15 protein-coding genes, 2 tRNA genes, 1 rRNA gene and 1 riboswitch are annotated in these 16,923 nt (G+C 58.8%); of the genes, 7 read left to right on the plus strand and 11 right to left on the minus strand.

The window, feature by feature from the left end; all coding sequences use genetic code 11:
* Window positions 1-38: 38 nt before the first annotated feature.
* The 3 genes from LB453_RS20690 to LB453_RS20700 form a co-directional block, all read right to left on the minus strand.
* A tRNA-Ala gene (locus LB453_RS20690) sits at window positions 39-114 on the minus strand.
* A gap of 143 nt (window positions 115-257) precedes the next feature.
* Window positions 258-334, minus strand: a tRNA-Ile gene (locus LB453_RS20695).
* 72 nt (window positions 335-406) lie between these two features.
* Window positions 407-1,948, minus strand: a 16S ribosomal RNA gene (locus tag LB453_RS20700).
* A gap of 625 nt (window positions 1,949-2,573) precedes the next feature.
* Between LB453_RS20700 and purH the strand changes: the two genes are divergently transcribed.
* Both purH and purD read left to right on the plus strand, forming a co-directional pair.
* Complete coding sequence (purH, locus tag LB453_RS20705) at window positions 2,574-4,163, plus strand: bifunctional phosphoribosylaminoimidazolecarboxamide formyltransferase/IMP cyclohydrolase (RefSeq protein WP_103797632.1); 1,590 nt, start codon at window positions 2,574-2,576, stop codon at window positions 4,161-4,163.
* A gap of 16 nt (window positions 4,164-4,179) precedes the next feature.
* Entirely contained in the window at window positions 4,180-5,460 is a 1,281-nt protein-coding gene (gene purD / locus LB453_RS20710) for a phosphoribosylamine--glycine ligase (RefSeq protein WP_103797633.1), read from the plus strand.
* Between the two features lie 34 nt (window positions 5,461-5,494).
* Here purD and LB453_RS20715 read toward each other — a convergent pair whose 3' ends face one another.
* The 6 genes from LB453_RS20715 to nudC all read right to left on the minus strand — a co-directional run bounded on the left by LB453_RS20715 (window position 5,495) and on the right by nudC (window position 9,890).
* The gene (locus LB453_RS20715; protein ID WP_103797634.1) at window positions 5,495-6,157 is read right to left on the minus strand and encodes a DUF1481 domain-containing protein; all 663 of its coding nucleotides are present in this window, start codon (window positions 6,155-6,157) and stop codon (window positions 5,495-5,497) included.
* A 68-nt stretch (window positions 6,158-6,225) separates the two neighbouring features.
* Window positions 6,226-6,498, minus strand: a complete 273-nt coding sequence (hupA, locus tag LB453_RS20720) for a nucleoid-associated protein HU-alpha (protein WP_033755847.1) — start codon at window positions 6,496-6,498, stop codon at window positions 6,226-6,228.
* A gap of 188 nt (window positions 6,499-6,686) precedes the next feature.
* Window positions 6,687-7,277: a YjaG family protein gene (locus tag LB453_RS20725; protein WP_103797635.1), complete on the minus strand. Its 591-nt coding sequence runs from the start codon at window positions 7,275-7,277 to the stop codon at window positions 6,687-6,689.
* A 62-nt stretch (window positions 7,278-7,339) separates the two neighbouring features.
* Window positions 7,340-8,008, minus strand: a complete 669-nt coding sequence (gene nfi / locus LB453_RS20730; protein WP_103797636.1) for a deoxyribonuclease V — start codon at window positions 8,006-8,008, stop codon at window positions 7,340-7,342.
* Window positions 8,009-8,010: 2 nt separating this feature from the next.
* Window positions 8,011-9,078, minus strand: a complete 1,068-nt coding sequence (gene hemE, locus LB453_RS20735) for a uroporphyrinogen decarboxylase (protein WP_103797637.1) — start codon at window positions 9,076-9,078, stop codon at window positions 8,011-8,013.
* Between the two features lie 41 nt (window positions 9,079-9,119).
* Complete coding sequence (gene nudC, locus LB453_RS20740) at window positions 9,120-9,890, minus strand: NAD(+) diphosphatase (protein ID WP_103797638.1); 771 nt, start codon at window positions 9,888-9,890, stop codon at window positions 9,120-9,122.
* Window positions 9,891-10,042: 152 nt separating this feature from the next.
* On the opposite strand from nudC, the gene rsd reads away from it, so the two are divergent.
* The 3 genes from rsd (at window position 10,043) to thiE (ending at window position 13,434) form a co-directional block, all read left to right on the plus strand.
* Entirely contained in the window at window positions 10,043-10,552 is a 510-nt protein-coding gene (gene rsd, locus LB453_RS20745; protein ID WP_103797639.1) for a sigma D regulator, read from the plus strand.
* Window positions 10,553-10,686: 134 nt separating this feature from the next.
* Window positions 10,687-10,787, plus strand: a riboswitch (TPP riboswitch).
* Window positions 10,788-10,873: 86 nt separating this feature from the next.
* Window positions 10,874-12,802, plus strand: a complete 1,929-nt coding sequence (thiC, locus tag LB453_RS20750; RefSeq protein WP_103797640.1) for a phosphomethylpyrimidine synthase ThiC — start codon at window positions 10,874-10,876, stop codon at window positions 12,800-12,802.
* Window positions 12,799-13,434, plus strand: a complete 636-nt coding sequence (thiE, locus tag LB453_RS20755) for a thiamine phosphate synthase (RefSeq protein WP_224481566.1) — start codon at window positions 12,799-12,801, stop codon at window positions 13,432-13,434. Before thiC ends, thiE begins: the two co-directional genes overlap by 4 nt.
* Before the next feature lie 183 nt (window positions 13,435-13,617).
* Here the strand turns inward: thiE and LB453_RS20760 are convergent, their stop codons facing one another.
* On the minus strand, window positions 13,618-15,087 hold the full coding sequence (locus tag LB453_RS20760; protein ID WP_103797642.1) for a PLP-dependent aminotransferase family protein: 1,470 nt from the start codon (window positions 15,085-15,087) through the stop codon (window positions 13,618-13,620).
* A gap of 173 nt (window positions 15,088-15,260) precedes the next feature.
* Here LB453_RS20760 and LB453_RS20765 point away from each other — a divergent pair, with 173 nt between their 5' ends.
* Window positions 15,261-15,452, plus strand: a complete 192-nt coding sequence (locus tag LB453_RS20765) for a DUF1127 domain-containing protein (RefSeq protein WP_103797643.1) — start codon at window positions 15,261-15,263, stop codon at window positions 15,450-15,452.
* A 97-nt stretch (window positions 15,453-15,549) separates the two neighbouring features.
* Here LB453_RS20765 and LB453_RS20770 read toward each other — a convergent pair whose 3' ends face one another.
* The gene (locus LB453_RS20770) at window positions 15,550-16,485 is read right to left on the minus strand and encodes a LysR family transcriptional regulator (RefSeq protein WP_103797644.1); all 936 of its coding nucleotides are present in this window, start codon (window positions 16,483-16,485) and stop codon (window positions 15,550-15,552) included.
* Between the two features lie 85 nt (window positions 16,486-16,570).
* On the opposite strand from LB453_RS20770, the gene LB453_RS20775 reads away from it, so the two are divergent.
* Complete coding sequence (locus LB453_RS20775; RefSeq protein ID WP_103797645.1) at window positions 16,571-16,870, plus strand: hypothetical protein; 300 nt, start codon at window positions 16,571-16,573, stop codon at window positions 16,868-16,870.
* Window positions 16,871-16,923: the final 53 nt, after the last annotated feature.

Here is a 16,923-nt window from a genome sequence, read left to right on the forward strand (position 1 = left end):
CGTTTCCGGTACGCTCTGAAGTATTTCAGAAAACAGTATGGTGGAGCTAAGCGGGATCGAACCGCTGACCTCCTGCGTGCAAGGCAGGCGCTCTCCCAGCTGAGCTATAGCCCCATACAGTTACTGCAGAGACCGTCTACTACCAGGAGTGGCATTCTTCTGTGCGAGGAATGCGATTTTTTCTCAGGCAAGGCGTGGCGATGCGAAGCATAGTTCACTATGCGAGTCGTCGTCACAACGCAGCATGAGGAAAAATCTGGTAGGCCTGAGTGGACTTGAACCACCGACCTCACCCTTATCAGGGGTGCGCTCTAACCACCTGAGCTACAAGCCTGTAGAGGTTTTTCTGCTCGTTACTTTCTATCAGACAATCTGTGTGAGCACTTCGAAAGGCAGTATCTTCAGGTAAGGAGGTGATCCAACCGCAGGTTCCCCTACGGTTACCTTGTTACGACTTCACCCCAGTCATGAATCACAAAGTGGTAAGCGCCCTCCCGAAGGTTAAGCTACCTACTTCTTTTGCAACCCACTCCCATGGTGTGACGGGCGGTGTGTACAAGGCCCGGGAACGTATTCACCGTGGCATTCTGATCCACGATTACTAGCGATTCCGACTTCACGGAGTCGAGTTGCAGACTCCGATCCGGACTACGACGCACTTTATGAGGTCCGCTTGCTCTCGCGAGGTCGCTTCTCTTTGTATGCGCCATTGTAGCACGTGTGTAGCCCTACTCGTAAGGGCCATGATGACTTGACGTCATCCCCACCTTCCTCCGGTTTATCACCGGCAGTCTCCTTTGAGTTCCCGACCGAATCGCTGGCAACAAAGGATAAGGGTTGCGCTCGTTGCGGGACTTAACCCAACATTTCACAACACGAGCTGACGACAGCCATGCAGCACCTGTCTCACGGTTCCCGAAGGCACTAAGGCATCTCTGCCGAATTCCGTGGATGTCAAGAGTAGGTAAGGTTCTTCGCGTTGCATCGAATTAAACCACATGCTCCACCGCTTGTGCGGGCCCCCGTCAATTCATTTGAGTTTTAACCTTGCGGCCGTACTCCCCAGGCGGTCGACTTAACGCGTTAGCTCCGGAAGCCACTCCTCAGGGGAACAGCCTCCAAGTCGACATCGTTTACGGCGTGGACTACCAGGGTATCTAATCCTGTTTGCTCCCCACGCTTTCGCACCTGAGCGTCAGTCTTTGTCCAGGGGGCCGCCTTCGCCACCGGTATTCCTCCAGATCTCTACGCATTTCACCGCTACACCTGGAATTCTACCCCCCTCTACAAGACTCTAGCCTGCCAGTTTCGAATGCAGTTCCCAGGTTAAGCCCGGGGATTTCACATCCGACTTGACAGACCGCCTGCGTGCGCTTTACGCCCAGTAATTCCGATTAACGCTTGCACCCTCCGTATTACCGCGGCTGCTGGCACGGAGTTAGCCGGTGCTTCTTCTGCGGGTAACGTCAATCGACGCGGTTATTAACCGCATCGCCTTCCTCCCCGCTGAAAGTACTTTACAACCCGAAGGCCTTCTTCATACACGCGGCATGGCTGCATCAGGCTTGCGCCCATTGTGCAATATTCCCCACTGCTGCCTCCCGTAGGAGTCTGGACCGTGTCTCAGTTCCAGTGTGGCTGGTCATCCTCTCAGACCAGCTAGGGATCGTCGCCTAGGTGAGCCGTTACCCCACCTACTAGCTAATCCCATCTGGGCACATCCGATGGTGTGAGGCCCGAAGGTCCCCCACTTTGGTCTTGCGACGTTATGCGGTATTAGCTACCGTTTCCAGTAGTTATCCCCCTCCATCGGGCAGTTTCCCAGACATTACTCACCCGTCCGCCACTCGTCACCCGAGGAGCAAGCTCCTCTGTGCTACCGTTCGACTTGCATGTGTTAGGCCTGCCGCCAGCGTTCAATCTGAGCCATGATCAAACTCTTCAATTTAAGTTTGATTTGCTTAAACAAGTTAAGCGGTGCTCATCTGTAAAACGTCATAATGAATGTCATTATGTGTCCACTCGTGAGGCTTGATATTTTTTAAAGCCCGGAGGCTTTTGATATCTGCTCTCGAGTGCCCACACAGATTGTCTGATAAATTGTTAAAGAGCGGTGCAGTCAGCGGCGGAGCCTGCTGCTGCGAGGTGGCGTATATTACGCTACTCTCCTTCGGAGTCAACCACTTTTTTTCAGTGATTTCATCCGGCGGCTCAGCTTGCCGAGCCTTATCAACACTGCCTTCCGTAAGCCGTTGTGCCGTGTCGATGGAGGCGCATTATAGGGAGTCGTTCAGAGAGCGCAACAGCTAAATTGCAGAAAAATGACCGTTCGCTGCATTCCACAGCAAAAGCCCGCCTTATACGCGATTACCCACAAAGTTATCCACAATGCGTCGCAAGACGAATTTTTGCGAGCAGCACGCAAACGTTTTCGCTACAATGCCCCGCGACGTATCGGATGCCCCTTTTCGGGGCGTTACCTGAAGTTTCGCCTCTTTTTATTCATAAGAAGATCGCTAAGCTTGATGTAACGCTCTTATTTACGCGAAACAAAGCCAAGGGATAAAACCACCATGCAACAACGTCGTCCTGTACGCCGCGCTCTGCTGAGTGTCTCAGACAAAGCAGGTATCCTCGAATTTGCTCAGGCGCTCTCCAGCCGCGGCGTCGAACTCCTCTCTACAGGCGGAACCGCTCGCCTGCTGGCCGATGCGGGTCTTGCCGTTACCGAAGTGTCTGACTACACCGGCTTCCCGGAAATGATGGATGGACGCGTCAAAACGCTGCACCCGAAAGTGCACGGCGGCATTCTGGGTCGTCGCGGCCAGGATGATGCCATTATGGCGCAGCACGCTATCGAACCTATCGATATGGTGGTGGTTAACCTCTATCCCTTCGCCCAGACGGTCGCGCGCGAAGGCTGCACGCTGGAAGATGCGGTAGAGAATATCGACATCGGCGGCCCGACTATGGTGCGCTCGGCGGCCAAGAACCATAAGGACGTGGCGATTGTGGTCAAGAGCAGCGACTACGACGCCATCCTTGCCGAGCTGGACGCCAACGAGAACTCCCTGACGCTGGAAACCCGCTTCGATCTCGCCATCAAGGCGTTTGAGCATACCGCGGCCTACGACAGCATGATCGCCAACTACTTCGGCTCGCTGGTTCCCGCCTACCACGGCGAGCGCGATCGGCCCGCCGGTCGCTTCCCGCGCACGCTGAATCTCAACTTCATTAAGAAGCAGGATATGCGCTACGGCGAAAACAGCCATCAGGACGCCGCCTTCTATATAGAAGAGAACGTGCAGGAAGCTTCAGTGGCGACCGCGCAGCAGCTTCAGGGCAAAGCGCTCTCCTATAACAATATTGCCGATACCGACGCGGCGCTGGAGTGCGTGAAGGCGTTCAGCGAAGCAGCCTGCGTTATCGTCAAGCATGCCAACCCCTGCGGCGTCGCCGCTGGCACATCGATCCTTGAGGCTTACGAGCGCGCTTACCAGACCGATCCGACCTCTGCCTTCGGTGGCATCATCGCTTTCAACCGCGAGCTGGACGAAGCCACCGCGCAGGCGATCATCAGCCGTCAGTTTGTTGAAGTGATCATCGCCCCCTCCGCCAGCGAAGCGGCGCTGAAAGTTACGGCGGCGAAGCAGAACGTTCGCGTACTGGTTTGCGGTCAGTGGCAGGAACGCGTTCCCGGCCTCGATTTCAAACGCGTTACCGGCGGCCTGCTGGTACAGGATCGCGATCTGGGCATGGTGGAAGCGAGCCAGCTGCGTGTCGTCAGCAAGCGCCAGCCGAGCGAGCAGGAGCTGCGCGACGCGCTCTTCTGCTGGAAGGTGGCGAAGTTCGTCAAATCCAACGCCATCGTTTATGCGCGCGACAATATGACCATCGGCATCGGCGCCGGCCAGATGAGCCGCGTCTACTCCGCTAAAATCGCCGGCATCAAGGCCGCGGACGAAGGGCTGGAGGTAAAAGGCTCGGCGATGGCTTCCGACGCCTTCTTCCCGTTCCGCGACGGTATTGATGCCGCCGCCGCCGTTGGCGTCACCTGCGTTATCCAGCCGGGCGGCTCTATTCGCGACGATGAGGTTATCGCCGCGGCAGACGAGCACGGCATCGCCATGATCTTCACTGACATGCGCCACTTCCGCCATTAATTACCCGGAGAGCAATATGAAAATTTTAGTGATTGGCAACGGCGGACGTGAACACGCGCTGGCCTGGAAAGCGGCGCAGTCGCCGCTGGCGGAAACGGTATTCGTCGCGCCCGGTAATGCCGGCACCGCGCTGGAGCCCGCGCTGCAAAATGTCGATATCAGCCCGACCGATATTCCTGCTCTGCTGGCCTTCGCCCAGCGCGAAGCGATCGATCTGACCATCGTCGGACCGGAAGCGCCGCTGGTTATCGGCGTGGTAGACGCTTTCCGCGCGGCGGGCCTGAAAATTTTCGGCCCGACTAAAGACGCCGCGCAGCTGGAAGGCTCCAAAGCCTTTACCAAAGATTTCCTGGCTCGCCACCATATTCCCACTGCGGAATACCGTAACTTCACCGACGTGGAGGTGGCGCTGGCCTACCTGCGCGAGAAAGGTGCGCCAATCGTCATCAAGGCTGACGGCCTGGCTGCCGGTAAAGGCGTAATTGTGGCGATGACGCTGGAAGAGGCCGAGGCCGCCGTCAAAGATATGCTGGCCGGCAACGCCTTTGGCGACGCAGGCCACCGTATCGTTATCGAAGAGTTTCTCGATGGCGAAGAGGCCAGCTTTATCGTGATGGTAGATGGCGAGCACGTGCTGCCGATGGCCACCAGTCAGGATCACAAGCGCGTTGGCGATGGCGATACTGGCCCGAACACCGGCGGCATGGGCGCCTACTCTCCCGCCCCGGTCGTCACCGACGAGATCCACCAGCGCGTAATGGATCAGGTCATCTGGCCGACGGTGCGCGGCATGGCGGCAGAAGGCAACGTCTATACCGGCTTCCTGTATGCCGGCCTGATGATCGATGGGTCAGGCCAGCCGAAGGTCATTGAATTTAACTGCCGCTTCGGCGATCCAGAAACGCAGCCGATTATGCTGCGCCTGCAGTCGGATCTGGTCGAGCTCTGCCTGGCGGCCTGCGACGGCACGCTGGATCGTCAGGATTCAAAATGGGATCCGCGTCCGGCACTGGGCGTCGTGCTGGCGGCAGGCGGCTATCCCGGCGATTACGTCAACGGCGAGCAGATCCACGGCCTGCCGCTGGAAGAGGTAGAAGACGGCAAGATATTCCATGCCGGGACGCGCCTGGAGAACGATCTGGTGCTGACAAACGGCGGCCGGGTGCTCTGCGTCACCGCGTTGGGCGAGGACGTGGCGGCGGCGCAAAAGCGCGCCTATGAGCTGGCTCAGCCGGTTTCCTGGAACAGCAGCTTCTGCCGCCGCGATATCGGCTATCGCGCCATTAACCGCAAGTAAGCAAAAGGGCGCGCTATGCGCCCTTTTCTTTGCCCTAAAAATCCTCTTCTTTCGGCTGCGAATCGCAGCTTTCTCCCGGCGCGACGCGCAGCAGCTGCGTGCCTTCCGGCGCTTCCAGCCAGGAAACCAGCAGCGGCGCGCTGCTGCGTTGCTGCTGCTGCGCCAGCGTCTGAAGCGCGTAATTGTCGAAGGATGGCGACTCGCGCCCGCCGCCGCAGGTGGCGATTTTCTTCGCGCCCAGCCACTGGCCCTGCTTCAGCATCACGCGACCGCTAAGCAGCGCATTGCTCTGCGCCAGCATACGCTGCGCATCGAACTTATAGAGTTCTACCGTATCGGGATCGACCGCTTCGCGCCGATCGGCCAGCTGCCGCTGCATAAAGCTCAGGCTGCCATCCTGATCGAAGCGTAAGGTGACATCGTCCGGCTGCTTGCCGTTAACGTGGCGCGCGATACTGACCAGCTTCTCTTCCTGCCACACATAGTCGGTAGTTTCCGCCGCGTCGCCGTTAAAAGGCGTGTAGAGCGTGCGCAGATGAATAGTGAGATGGCTGTTTTTGCGCCAGATGCGCACCGCGCCGCGATCGGCAAGGTAGCCGCTGGCGCTAAAAGGAGGCGTGTCGGGCGTTGAACCGCACCCGGAAAGCAGAAGTAGAGCAAGCAGGGCAAAACAGGAGGGCGAACGCAGGTTCGGCATAGCTGGCCCCTAATACAAAAGGGGCGAATCCGCCCCTTCTTTTAAAATTCTGACCGCAGTGCGACGTCTTATTTAACAGAGTCTTTCAGCGCTTTACCAGATACGAATGCCGGTACGTTTGCCGCAGCGATTTTGATCTCTTTGCCAGTTTGCGGGTTGCGACCGGTACGCTCAGCGCGGTGGTTCACTTTAAAAGTACCAAAACCAACCAGTTGTACAGCATCACCTTCTTTCAGAGACTCAGTGATCGCAGCCAGAGTTGATTCCAGAGCCGCTTTAGCCTGGGTTTTCGACAGGTCCGCTTTTTCCGCGATCACATCAATCAGTTGAGTCTTGTTCATAAGTTATCCTTAAAGTGTATTTATCGCTTGCTAAGCAACGAGTGCGAGGGAAAAGCCATATTCTGGCACTCTTCAGCCTGCACGCACCGATAGCCACAATTTTCAGCCCCCCAAATGTAGACCAGAGAGGGGGCCGATGTGAAGCCTCCAGGCGCGCTAATTCGGGCCTGAAGTCACGTTTTCCCGCCTTACTGCTGAAAATTTATACCGATGTTGCTGATTCCCGCCTCCCGCAGGTCCAAACACAAACCTTTGATCAATTCAAGGTCTCGTTCTTCGCAGTCGGCAAGCAGGCGGAAAATCTCCCATTGCAGGTCCCACTCGTCGATCACGGCAGGGTTTTCGCGCAGCTCTTCGTCGCTCATTTCGCGTCCGGCCTGGGTCATTTCCAGCATCGCAACGGTGGTGATCGAGGTCCTGCTCACTTCAATTGCATGCTCCAGCGTTTCGCCGCTCAGCATCGCGTGCAGCACTTCGCTTAGCGCCACGCAGGCGTCGATGGCGGGATAAACCCCGTAGATATCGAATGCCTCGCCGTCGGGAATCGCCGCTTCAAGCTTTTCCAGCTGGCTGTCAAAATTGATTTTGGCATCTTTGACCGTCAGGCTTTCCCAGATAAGGTCGAGAAGGCGACGATAAAGCGCCGGATCGGCGAATTGCGTCTGCTGGCAGAATGCCCAGTAATTAGGGAACATACGCTCGCACAGGCAAGCCATAAAGGTCAGATGCTGCCAGCTTTCCAGCTTAGCCAGACGCAGGTGAACGGGGTTTTGTAACATGAACAGGGCTCTTCATCGTTTAGCTGGCGGCAGTGTACCGCAAAAGCGCCGCGCGCACAGCGTTAAAGCGCGCTTTGCCAGCGCTGAAAGGCGGTGCGATTGGAGGCGACGGCATCGGCCCAGCGCGTCGGTTCCGGCAGGCGATAGCCGCCCATGCACTTTTCCACCCAGTGCAGCGCGCTATCCAGGCTGACGCGGTGACCGGTCGCGACGAAAAGCGGGTTGCAGCGCGCTTTGCTGCGCCATACCCAGCCGATCTGCTCGCCTTTGTCTATCAGCGGCTGGCGCGATCCCGGCTCGGCATCCAGTTCGGCAAAGCGGCCGCACAGACGCTTTTTCGCCACGCCGATGGTCGGAACGTCAACCAGTAAGCCAAAGTGGGAGGCGACGCCGAGGCGACGCGGGTGCGAAATGCCGTGTCCGTCGACAAAAAGAAGATCCGGTTTGCGCTCAAGCATTTCCCATGCCGCCAGCAGCGCAGGATATTCGCGAAAAGAGAGGAAGCCGGGAATATAGGGCATGGTGGTGGCGATGCGCGCGACGCGATGCTCCACCAGCTTCAGGGAAGGATATTCGAGGATAACCAGGGCGGCGCGCGTCACCGCCCCTTCCTGTTCGAATCCGACGTCGGCACCGCCGATAAAACGCGGCGGCAGAACGTCGAAATCATCCTGCCGCACGACCTCTGCAGCGCGCTGTATCTGTTCTGCGCGCAGTGCAGCAATGTCCATACTTACTCCTGATGATATTGGCCTGAGAGGCGGTGCACCGCCTCAACGAACACGCCTGCATGCTCTGGCGGCACATCCTGATGGATGCCATGCCCCAGATTGAAGACGTGACCGCTGCCCGCGCCGAAGCCGTCGAGAATGCCCGCGACTTCCTGCTCGATACGCGCAGCCGGCGCATAAAGCATAGACGGATCCATGTTGCCCTGCAGCGCGACTTTATCGCCAACGCGACGACGCGCCTCGCCAATATCGGTGGTCCAGTCCAGACCGAGCGCATCGCAGCCGGTCGCGGCCATCGCCTCCAGCCACTGCCCGCCCCCTTTGGTGAAGAGCGTAATCGGCACGCGGCGCCCTTCGTTCTCATGCAGCACGCTGTCGACGATCTTATGCATGTAGTAGAGCGAGAAGTCGCGGTAATCGCGGCCGGTCAATACGCCGCCCCAGGTGTCAAACACCATAACCGACTGCGCGCCGGCGCGGATCTGCGCGTTGAGGTAGAGAATGACGCTGTCTGCCAGCTTATCGAGCATCGCATGGAGCGTAGCGGGATCGGCATACATCATTTTTTTGATTTTAGTGAAGGCCTTGCTGCTGCCGCCTTCAACCATATACGTCGCCAGCGTCCAGGGACTGCCGGAAAAACCGATCAGCGGCACTTCGCCGTTGAGGTTTTTGCGAATGGTGCGCACGGCGTTCATCACATAGCCGAGTTCCTGCTCTGGATCGGGCACCGGCAGTTTGTCGACATCGGCGCGGCAGGTAATCGGATTAGAGAAGCGCGGGCCTTCGCCGCTTTCAAAGTAGAGTCCCAGTCCCATCGCGTCGGGAATAGTCAGGATATCGCTGAAGAGGATCGCCGCGTCGAGCGGATAGCGGCGCAGCGGCTGCAGGGTCACTTCACACGCCAGTTCGGCGTTTTTGCACAGCGACATAAAATCGCCGGCTACGGCGCGCGTCGCTTTATACTCCGGCAAATAACGCCCGGCTTGTCGCATCATCCATACCGGCGTGATATCGACGGGTTGACGTAACAGGGCACGCAGATAACGATCGTTCTTCAGTTCACTCATTTCAGGACTCTCTCAATTTCAGGCGCGTAGTGTAACACTTCTTACGCCTCGCCGCGGCAGATGGCGACGGTATCTTCAATTAGCCGGCGCGCCACGGTGCCCGGCGGTGGCAGCAGCGGCAGCGCGTCGTAGCGGTACCAGCCGGCGTCCAGCAGCTCTTTATTATCGATTTGCAGATCGCCGCCGTCATACTCCGCCATAAAGGCCATCATCAGCGAATGCGGGAAGGGCCAGGGCTGCGACGTAATGTAGCGCAGGTTTTTGACGCGGACGTTACTCTCTTCCATCACCTCGCGCGCGACCGCCTGCTCCAGCGTCTCGCCCACCTCGACAAAGCCCGCCAGCACGGTATAAATGCTGTTGCGATGACGCGCATGGTTCGCCAGCAATATTTCGTCGCCGCGGCGGATAGCGACGATAATGCAGGGCGCGATTTGCGGATAGTAGCGCTCGCGGCAGTGTCCGCACAGACAGGCGTTTTCATGCTTGCTCAGATGCATTTCGTGGCCGCAGTAGCCGCAGAAGCGATGCGAACGGTAAAACTCCGCCAGCTGTACGGCGCGCCCGGCGAGCTGAAACAGCCCCGGCTCTTCATCGATCAGCTGACGCACCGAAAACATATCGCGATCGCGATTTTCACACACCAGCCATACCGTTTCGCCTTGCCACTCGCCAACCGCCTGCGCTCTGCTTCCGGCCAGCTTAAACGCAGCGGCGCTGCCGTGAGGCAGATCGCCCTGCGGCAACCAAAGTTTCTGTTCATGGCTGACAATCCACCATCCAGCGTCTACGCTTGAGATCTCATGTTGCATCTAATCGTCATCCTTAGCGTCCTATCGATACGCTGAAGTCCTGATGTTAAGTGTGTAGACAAACAACTATACCCTAAATCGTCCAGCTTGCAGGCGGCACCACGCCAGCCACAGCGCGACGGGAAGGGAACTTTCTTTACATGGAGTCAGATATGCTTAACCAGTTAAACGTCCTGACCGAGCGCGTAGGTGGCAGCAACGAACTGGTAGATACGTGGCTGGACGCCCGTCGCCAGCTACTTGTTTCTTATTACCATCTGGTTGGGCTGAAGCCGAACAAAGATGCGCTCACCACCTTAGACGAGCAGGCGCTCGACAATTTTTGTCACGGCCTGGTCGACTATCTTTCCGCTGGCCACTTCAGCATTTACGAGCGCATCATTAATGAGATGGAAGGCGACAGCCCGATGATTGCCGCCGCGCAGGTCTATCCGCCGCTGGAGGCCAACACCGAGCGCCTGATGCAGCTTTATGACGGCCATCTGCAGCAGTCGATCGACGATGATAACTGCGTCGATTTTCAGCTGGCGCTGTCGGAAGTCGGCGAAGTGCTGGAAGCGCGCTTTACCCTGGAAGACAAGTTAATTCAGCTCGCCTGGGACAACAGCCTGGTGCGCGCGCCGGTAGCCAACGACAGCACGCAGCTGTCGCGTCCGGCTTAAGGTTAGCCAATTGTAAATCGCTTGTTATTCTGAACCAGCCCTTCTATGCTGAACGGGTTTTCGGTTCTCTCGTCGAAAACCCGTTTTGTTTTTTGTGCCATGTGCACGGGCGTTTTGCGTGTAAAGCGTAAAACGAAATCTTGTCGGAGTGCCCGCAAGGGCTGAGACCGTTAATTCGGGATCCGCGGAACCTGATCAGGTTAGAACCTGCGAAGGGAACAAGAGTAAATATCATCAGTACGCTGGCGTTTTTGCCTGCCGTCTCTGTTACTCCTTCCGAACTCCGGACAAGCAACGTTCCCCCTCAACAGGAAAATTGCTATGTCTACGACCAAAACCAACCGACGTGAACAGCGCGCTCAGGCGCAGGCCTTTATTGAGGCGCTTCAGAGCGGCGTCGCTTTCCCCAACTCGAAACGTATCTGGATCCAGGGCAGCCGCGACGATATTCGCGTGCCGATGCGTGAGATCCAGCTTAGCCCGACGCTGCTCGGCGGCGATAAAGATCGTCCACGCTATGAAGAGAATGAGGCCGTGCCGGTCTATGATACCGCCGGCCCCTACGGCGATCCCGAGGCGGTTATCGACGTGCAGCGCGGGCTGGCGAAGCTGCGCGCCGACTGGATTGCCGCGCGCGACGACAGCGACGTTCTGACGCACACCAGTTCGCGCTATACCCAGCAGCGGCTGGCCGACGACGGGCTCGACCATCTGCGCTTCGAGCGGCTGCCGCAGCCGCGGCGTGCAAAGGCGGGACGGCGCGTCACCCAACTTCATTACGCGCGTCAGGGCATCATCACGCCGGAAATGGAGTTTATCGCCCTGCGCGAGAACATGGGTCGCGAACGCATCCGCAGCGAAGTGCTGCGCCAGCAGCATGAGGGCTACGGCTTTGGCGCGCAGCTGCCGGAAAATATTACCCCTGAGTTCGTGCGCCAGGAGGTGGCCGCCGGACGCGCCATCATTCCCGCCAACATCAACCATCCCGAATCGGAGCCGATGATTATCGGCCGCAACTTTCTGGTCAAGGTCAACGCCAATATCGGCAACTCAGCGGTCACCTCTTCCATCGAAGAAGAGGTAGAGAAACTGGTCTGGTCGACGCGCTGGGGCGCCGATACCGTGATGGATCTCTCTACCGGCCGCTATATCCATGAGACGCGCGAGTGGATCCTGCGCAACAGCCCGGTCCCCATCGGCACTGTCCCTGTTTACCAGGCGCTGGAGAAGGTCAACGGCGTTGCGGAAAATCTCGACTGGGAGGTCTTCCGCGACACGCTGCTGGAGCAGGCGGAGCAAGGCGTCGACTACTTCACTATCCACGCCGGCGTGCTGCTGCGCTATGTGCCGATGACGGCAAAGCGGCTCACCGGCATCGTCTCGCGCGGCGGGTCGATTATGGCTAAATGGTGTCTGTCGCATCATCGGGAGAGTTTTCTCTACGAACACTTTCGCGAGATTTGTGAAATCTGCGCCGCCTATGACGTCGCTCTGTCGCTCGGCGACGGCCTGCGTCCCGGCTCGATTCAGGACGCCAACGACGAGGCGCAGTTCGCTGAGCTGCACACGCTGGGGGAGCTGACGAAGATCGCCTGGGAGTATGACGTGCAGGTGATGATCGAAGGCCCCGGCCATATCCCGATGCAGATGATCCGCCGCAATATGACCGAGCAGCTGGAGCACTGCCACGAAGCGCCATTCTATACGCTCGGCCCGCTGACGACCGATATCGCCCCCGGCTACGATCATTTTACCTCCGGCATCGGCGCCGCCATGATCGGCTGGTTCGGCTGCGCCATGCTCTGCTACGTAACGCCCAAAGAGCACCTCGGCCTGCCGAATAAAGAGGACGTTAAGCAGGGGCTGATTACCTATAAGATCGCCGCCCACGCGGCGGATCTGGCGAAGGGGCACCCCGGCGCGCAGATCCGCGATAACGCCATGTCCAAGGCGCGCTTTGAATTCCGCTGGGAGGATCAGTTTAACCTGGCGCTCGATCCCCACACCGCGCGCGCCTATCACGACGAAACCCTGCCGCAGGAGTCAGGCAAAGTCGCGCACTTCTGCTCGATGTGCGGGCCGAAATTCTGTTCGATGAAAATCAGCCAGGAGGTGCGCGACTATGCTGCCAGTCAGCAAGGCGAGGCGCAGCCGATCGCAATCGGCATGCAGCAGATGTCTGAAACCTTTCGCCGCCGCGGCGGCGAGCTTTATCACTCAGCCGACGCGCTGAACGAGGAGAAGCTGTGAACGCCCCCTTTCCCACCACCGCGCCGCGCTTAGGGCTCTACCCCGTCGTCGACAGCGTGGAATGGATTGCGCGACTGCTGGAGGCCGGCGTGCGCACGATCCAGCTGCGCATTAAAGATCAGCAGGACGAGGCGGTTGAGCCTGCGGTTGCAGAGGCGATTGCGCTCGGCAAGCGTTACAACGCCCGTCTGTTTATCAACGACTACTGGCGGCTGGCGATTAAGCATCGCGCCTACGGCGTGCATCTGGGCCAGGAGGATCTGGATGTCGCAAATCTTAACGCCATTCGTGAGGCGGGGTTGCGGCTGGGCCTGTCGACCCATGACGACCACGAGCTGGATCGCGCGCTGGCGATACGCCCTTCCTATATCGCGCTGGGGCATATTTTTCCTACCCAGACCAAAGCGATGCCGTCGGCGCCGCAGGGGCTGATCGAGCTTCAGCGGCATATTGCGCGGCTTGAAGGCATCTCCACCGTGGCGATTGGCGGCATTAGCCTGGCGCGCGCGCCGGCAGTGCTGGCGACCGGCGTCGGCAGCATCGCCGTCGTCAGCGCCATTACCCAGGCACCGGACTGGCGCGCCGCGACCCAGGCGCTGCTTGCGCTGGCGGAACCGCCGCCGGGTTTATAACGCGGAACGCGCCGCGCAAAACGGGGCAACATCCCGCAACGCCGGTAAAAAGCGTGGAAAACGGCGCGCAGCGACAGACTTTCTCGCTCGCGCCGTTTTTCTGCCGCGCTACAGTGGCTTTCGCCGGGTATTCCGCCCGGCCAGGGCCGGGACCTCCCCTTCACCCACTCCGGCCCTGCCTCACTATTTCGTCAGGAGGGTTTCATGCTGCAGGGAGTCTGGAGAGTGTTCGCTCGCGCAGGCGGCTATCGCGCGCTCGACGGCCTGGCCTACTTTTTCCAGCGCCTTTTCGACATGCTCATCCGGCGTTACCGCAAAGCTCAATCGCAGGCAGTTGCGATATTTTCCCGACGCGGAGAACAGCGATCCAACCGCAATCTGAATATGCGAATCGCGCAGCTCGCGATTAAGCCGCACGGCGTCAAACGCTTCCGGCAGTTCGACCCACATCATAAAGCCGCCCTGCGGACGCGACACGCAGATGCCGCAGGGAAAATAGTGGCGCACCCAGCAGCTAAAGCAGTCGTAGTGGCGCTGGTAGAGCTGGCGCATGCGCCGCAGATGCGGCTGATAGTAGCCCTGGCGAATAAACTCCGCCATGGCATGCTGCGCCAGCGTGTTGCTCGAGCCGGTGGCGATATATTTCATATGCAGCACGCGATCGCGATAGCGTCCCGGCGCAACCCAGCCGATACGCAGGCCAGGCGCGACCGTTTTCGAAAAAGAGCTGCACAGCAGCACCCGACCATCCAGATCGAGCGATTTCAGGGTGGATGGTCGCGGATACTCCCAGGCCAGCTCGCCGTATACGTCATCCTCAATCACCGCCACGTCAAAACGCTGCGCCAGCGTCAGCAGCGCGCGCTTGCGCGACTCCGGCATAATAAAGCCCAGCGGATTATTACAGTTGGGCACCACCATCACCGCCTTAATAGGCCACTGCTCAAACGCCAGTTCAAGCGCCTCCAGGCTGATACCGGTGACCGAATCGGTAGGGATCTCAATGGCGCGAATGCCGAAGCCGCGCAGGGTCTGCATGATGCCGTGAAACGACGGCGACTCCACCGCGATAATATCGCCCGGCTCGCATACCGCGCGGATCGAAACCGACAGCGCCTCATGGCAGCCGGTGGTAATAACGATATCGTCAACCGACAGCTGGCAGCCGCTGTCGATCGCCAGCCGCGCCACCTGTTCGCGCAGAACGGTGACGCCATACAGATTGTCGTAGCTGAGGATCTGCGTTTCCTGCCGCTGCGCCTGGCGGCTGAGGATTTTCCACAGCGGCTTAAGGGTAGGCTGCGTGAGGTTAGGCATACCGCTACCCAGCTGCAGCACATCGCCTTCAAGACGACTCTCAAGCAGATCCAGCACCGATTCCCACTGCGTAATCTCAACAGGACGCTGCACCGGACGCGTCAGCGCCGGAACCGGCGGCGTAGCCTTACGCGGCGCGACGAAATAGCCGGAACGCGGCTGCGGCGTAATCAGCTGCTTCTCCTCCAGCACGTGGTACGCCTGCTGCACGGTGCTGATGCTGACGCCGTGCTCAAGGCTCAGCGTACGCACTGAAGGCAGCTTCTCGCCGCTGCGATAGAGGCCCTGCTCGATGCGCTGCGCCAGATGCATCGCCAGCTGTTGATAACGCGTCATGTTCGGCTCCCGTCAGGCAGAGAAGTAAAGAAGCAGTACAGAAAGACTATTTTTTTACCATTCAGAGGCCGCCTGCGGCAATCTGTATGTTAAATAAAGTCGAATTTTGCGTCTGTATCCTTTCGGCCATCAGGCAGAAACTACTTCTCAGTTCACCTGATGAGGAAATTAAAATGGGATACGAAGAAAACTGCGCGGCGAAACCTTTTTCAGTAACGCCCTGGCATCTGCTGCGCGCCATCGCGCAAGGCATCAAAGCGATCCACCAGCGGCGTAAGACGCGTCAGATCCTGCTGCACCTCAGCGATGCGCAACTCAAAGATATTGGTTTGACGCGCGGCGATATTGAAAGCGAGCGACGCTAGCGTGCTGAATCTTTATAAAGCGCGCCCTGTGCTCTGTTTCACCCTGGCAGGCAGAGCGTTCCTGTCTGCCTGCCACTCCTGCGTTCAGGCTCGATAGTTACACCAGGGATTCATAAGGCGAGAAAAGCGTCATTAAAAAATCGATAACCGTCTGCGTACGTCGCGGCGTTAGCCGCCGCTCCAGACGCAGCACCCACATATTTGTTCTCTCTGTTCGCCAGGCTTTTAAGATCTCGACCACCGCGCCGCTGGCGAAATCAGATGCGCCAAGCCACGCAGGCGCCCAGCCGATGCCGATGCCGGCGCGAACCATCTGCCATACAGCCTGGCCGTCGTCGAACAGATAGCGCGAGGCGGGCTCCCAGCGTACCGCGCTGCCCTCTTCAGGTGAACGAAAACGCCAGGCGTCCGCCCGTCCTTTATTGAGATTCCAGAACCCGATCTGACTATGCGCGCTGAGTTCAAAAGGCGTAGAGGGCTCGCCGTGCTGCGCCAGATAGCCCGGCGTGGCGCAGGCGACCCAGGGAAAGCTAAAGAGCTTACGGGCGGAGTGGCCGGGCCAGGCTTCCAGCGGGCCGGAGCGGATCGCGAAATCATAGCCGCCGCTCGCTAAATCCACCATCGCGTCGCTGAAGTGCATTTCCAAGGAGATCTCGGGATGCGCGGCAAGAAAGGCGGGCAGCGCTGGCATAATACAGGCTCGGCCGAAAGCGGATGGAACGGAAAGGCGCACCCGGCCGCTGGCGCCCTCGCCCTCGATGCCGCTCAGAGCCTTCTCCACCTGATTAACCTCCTCCAGCAGCCCGCGCGCCAGCATCAGCATCCTCTCGCCCTCGTCGGTCAGCGACAGCGCGTGCGTGGTGCGGTGCAGCAGGCGCACGCCATGCTGACCCTCGAACCGGCTTAACGCTTTGGAGACGGCCGAGGTGGTTGTGCCGGCGCGGCGTGCGGCCTCGGCAAAGGATCCCGCTTCCACGATACGCGCGAACCAGAGCAGCTGAGTCAGGCTGGATGAAAAGAGCGGTGTTGCCATCTGGTCAATATCTCCTTGCTGCGAGGCAGCCTACAGGCGCCTGGTTTCGGCTGTTAACGTTGAGCCTCTGACAGGAGATCATGATATGAAATTTTTAGTGTTGCTCACACCCGTCGCCGATTGCGAACCGGCGGAGTTCAGGCCTTGTGCGGTGCCAGAAATGCAGACGGTATGGCATGACCATAAGGCGGGCGCGCTGCGGGAGATCGACTTCTCCGCCAGCCCGCTGATTATCGGCGCCATTTATGAAACCTCAGCCCGTGACGAACTGGAAACATTAGTGACCCGTCTTCCGATGGTCAAGGCGGGTTTGCTCTCTCTACAGATCGTTGAAATGGGCCCAATGCACAGCTTCGAGCTGCTGTTCGCGCCCGCTGCGGCATAGGTCACGCCCTCTCCAGAGAGGCTATTGCCCAGCCGTTATCATCAGGTTGCTTT

This window comes from Pantoea agglomerans (assembly GCF_020149765.1).
Classification (GTDB): domain Bacteria; phylum Pseudomonadota; class Gammaproteobacteria; order Enterobacterales; family Enterobacteriaceae; genus Pantoea; species Pantoea alvi.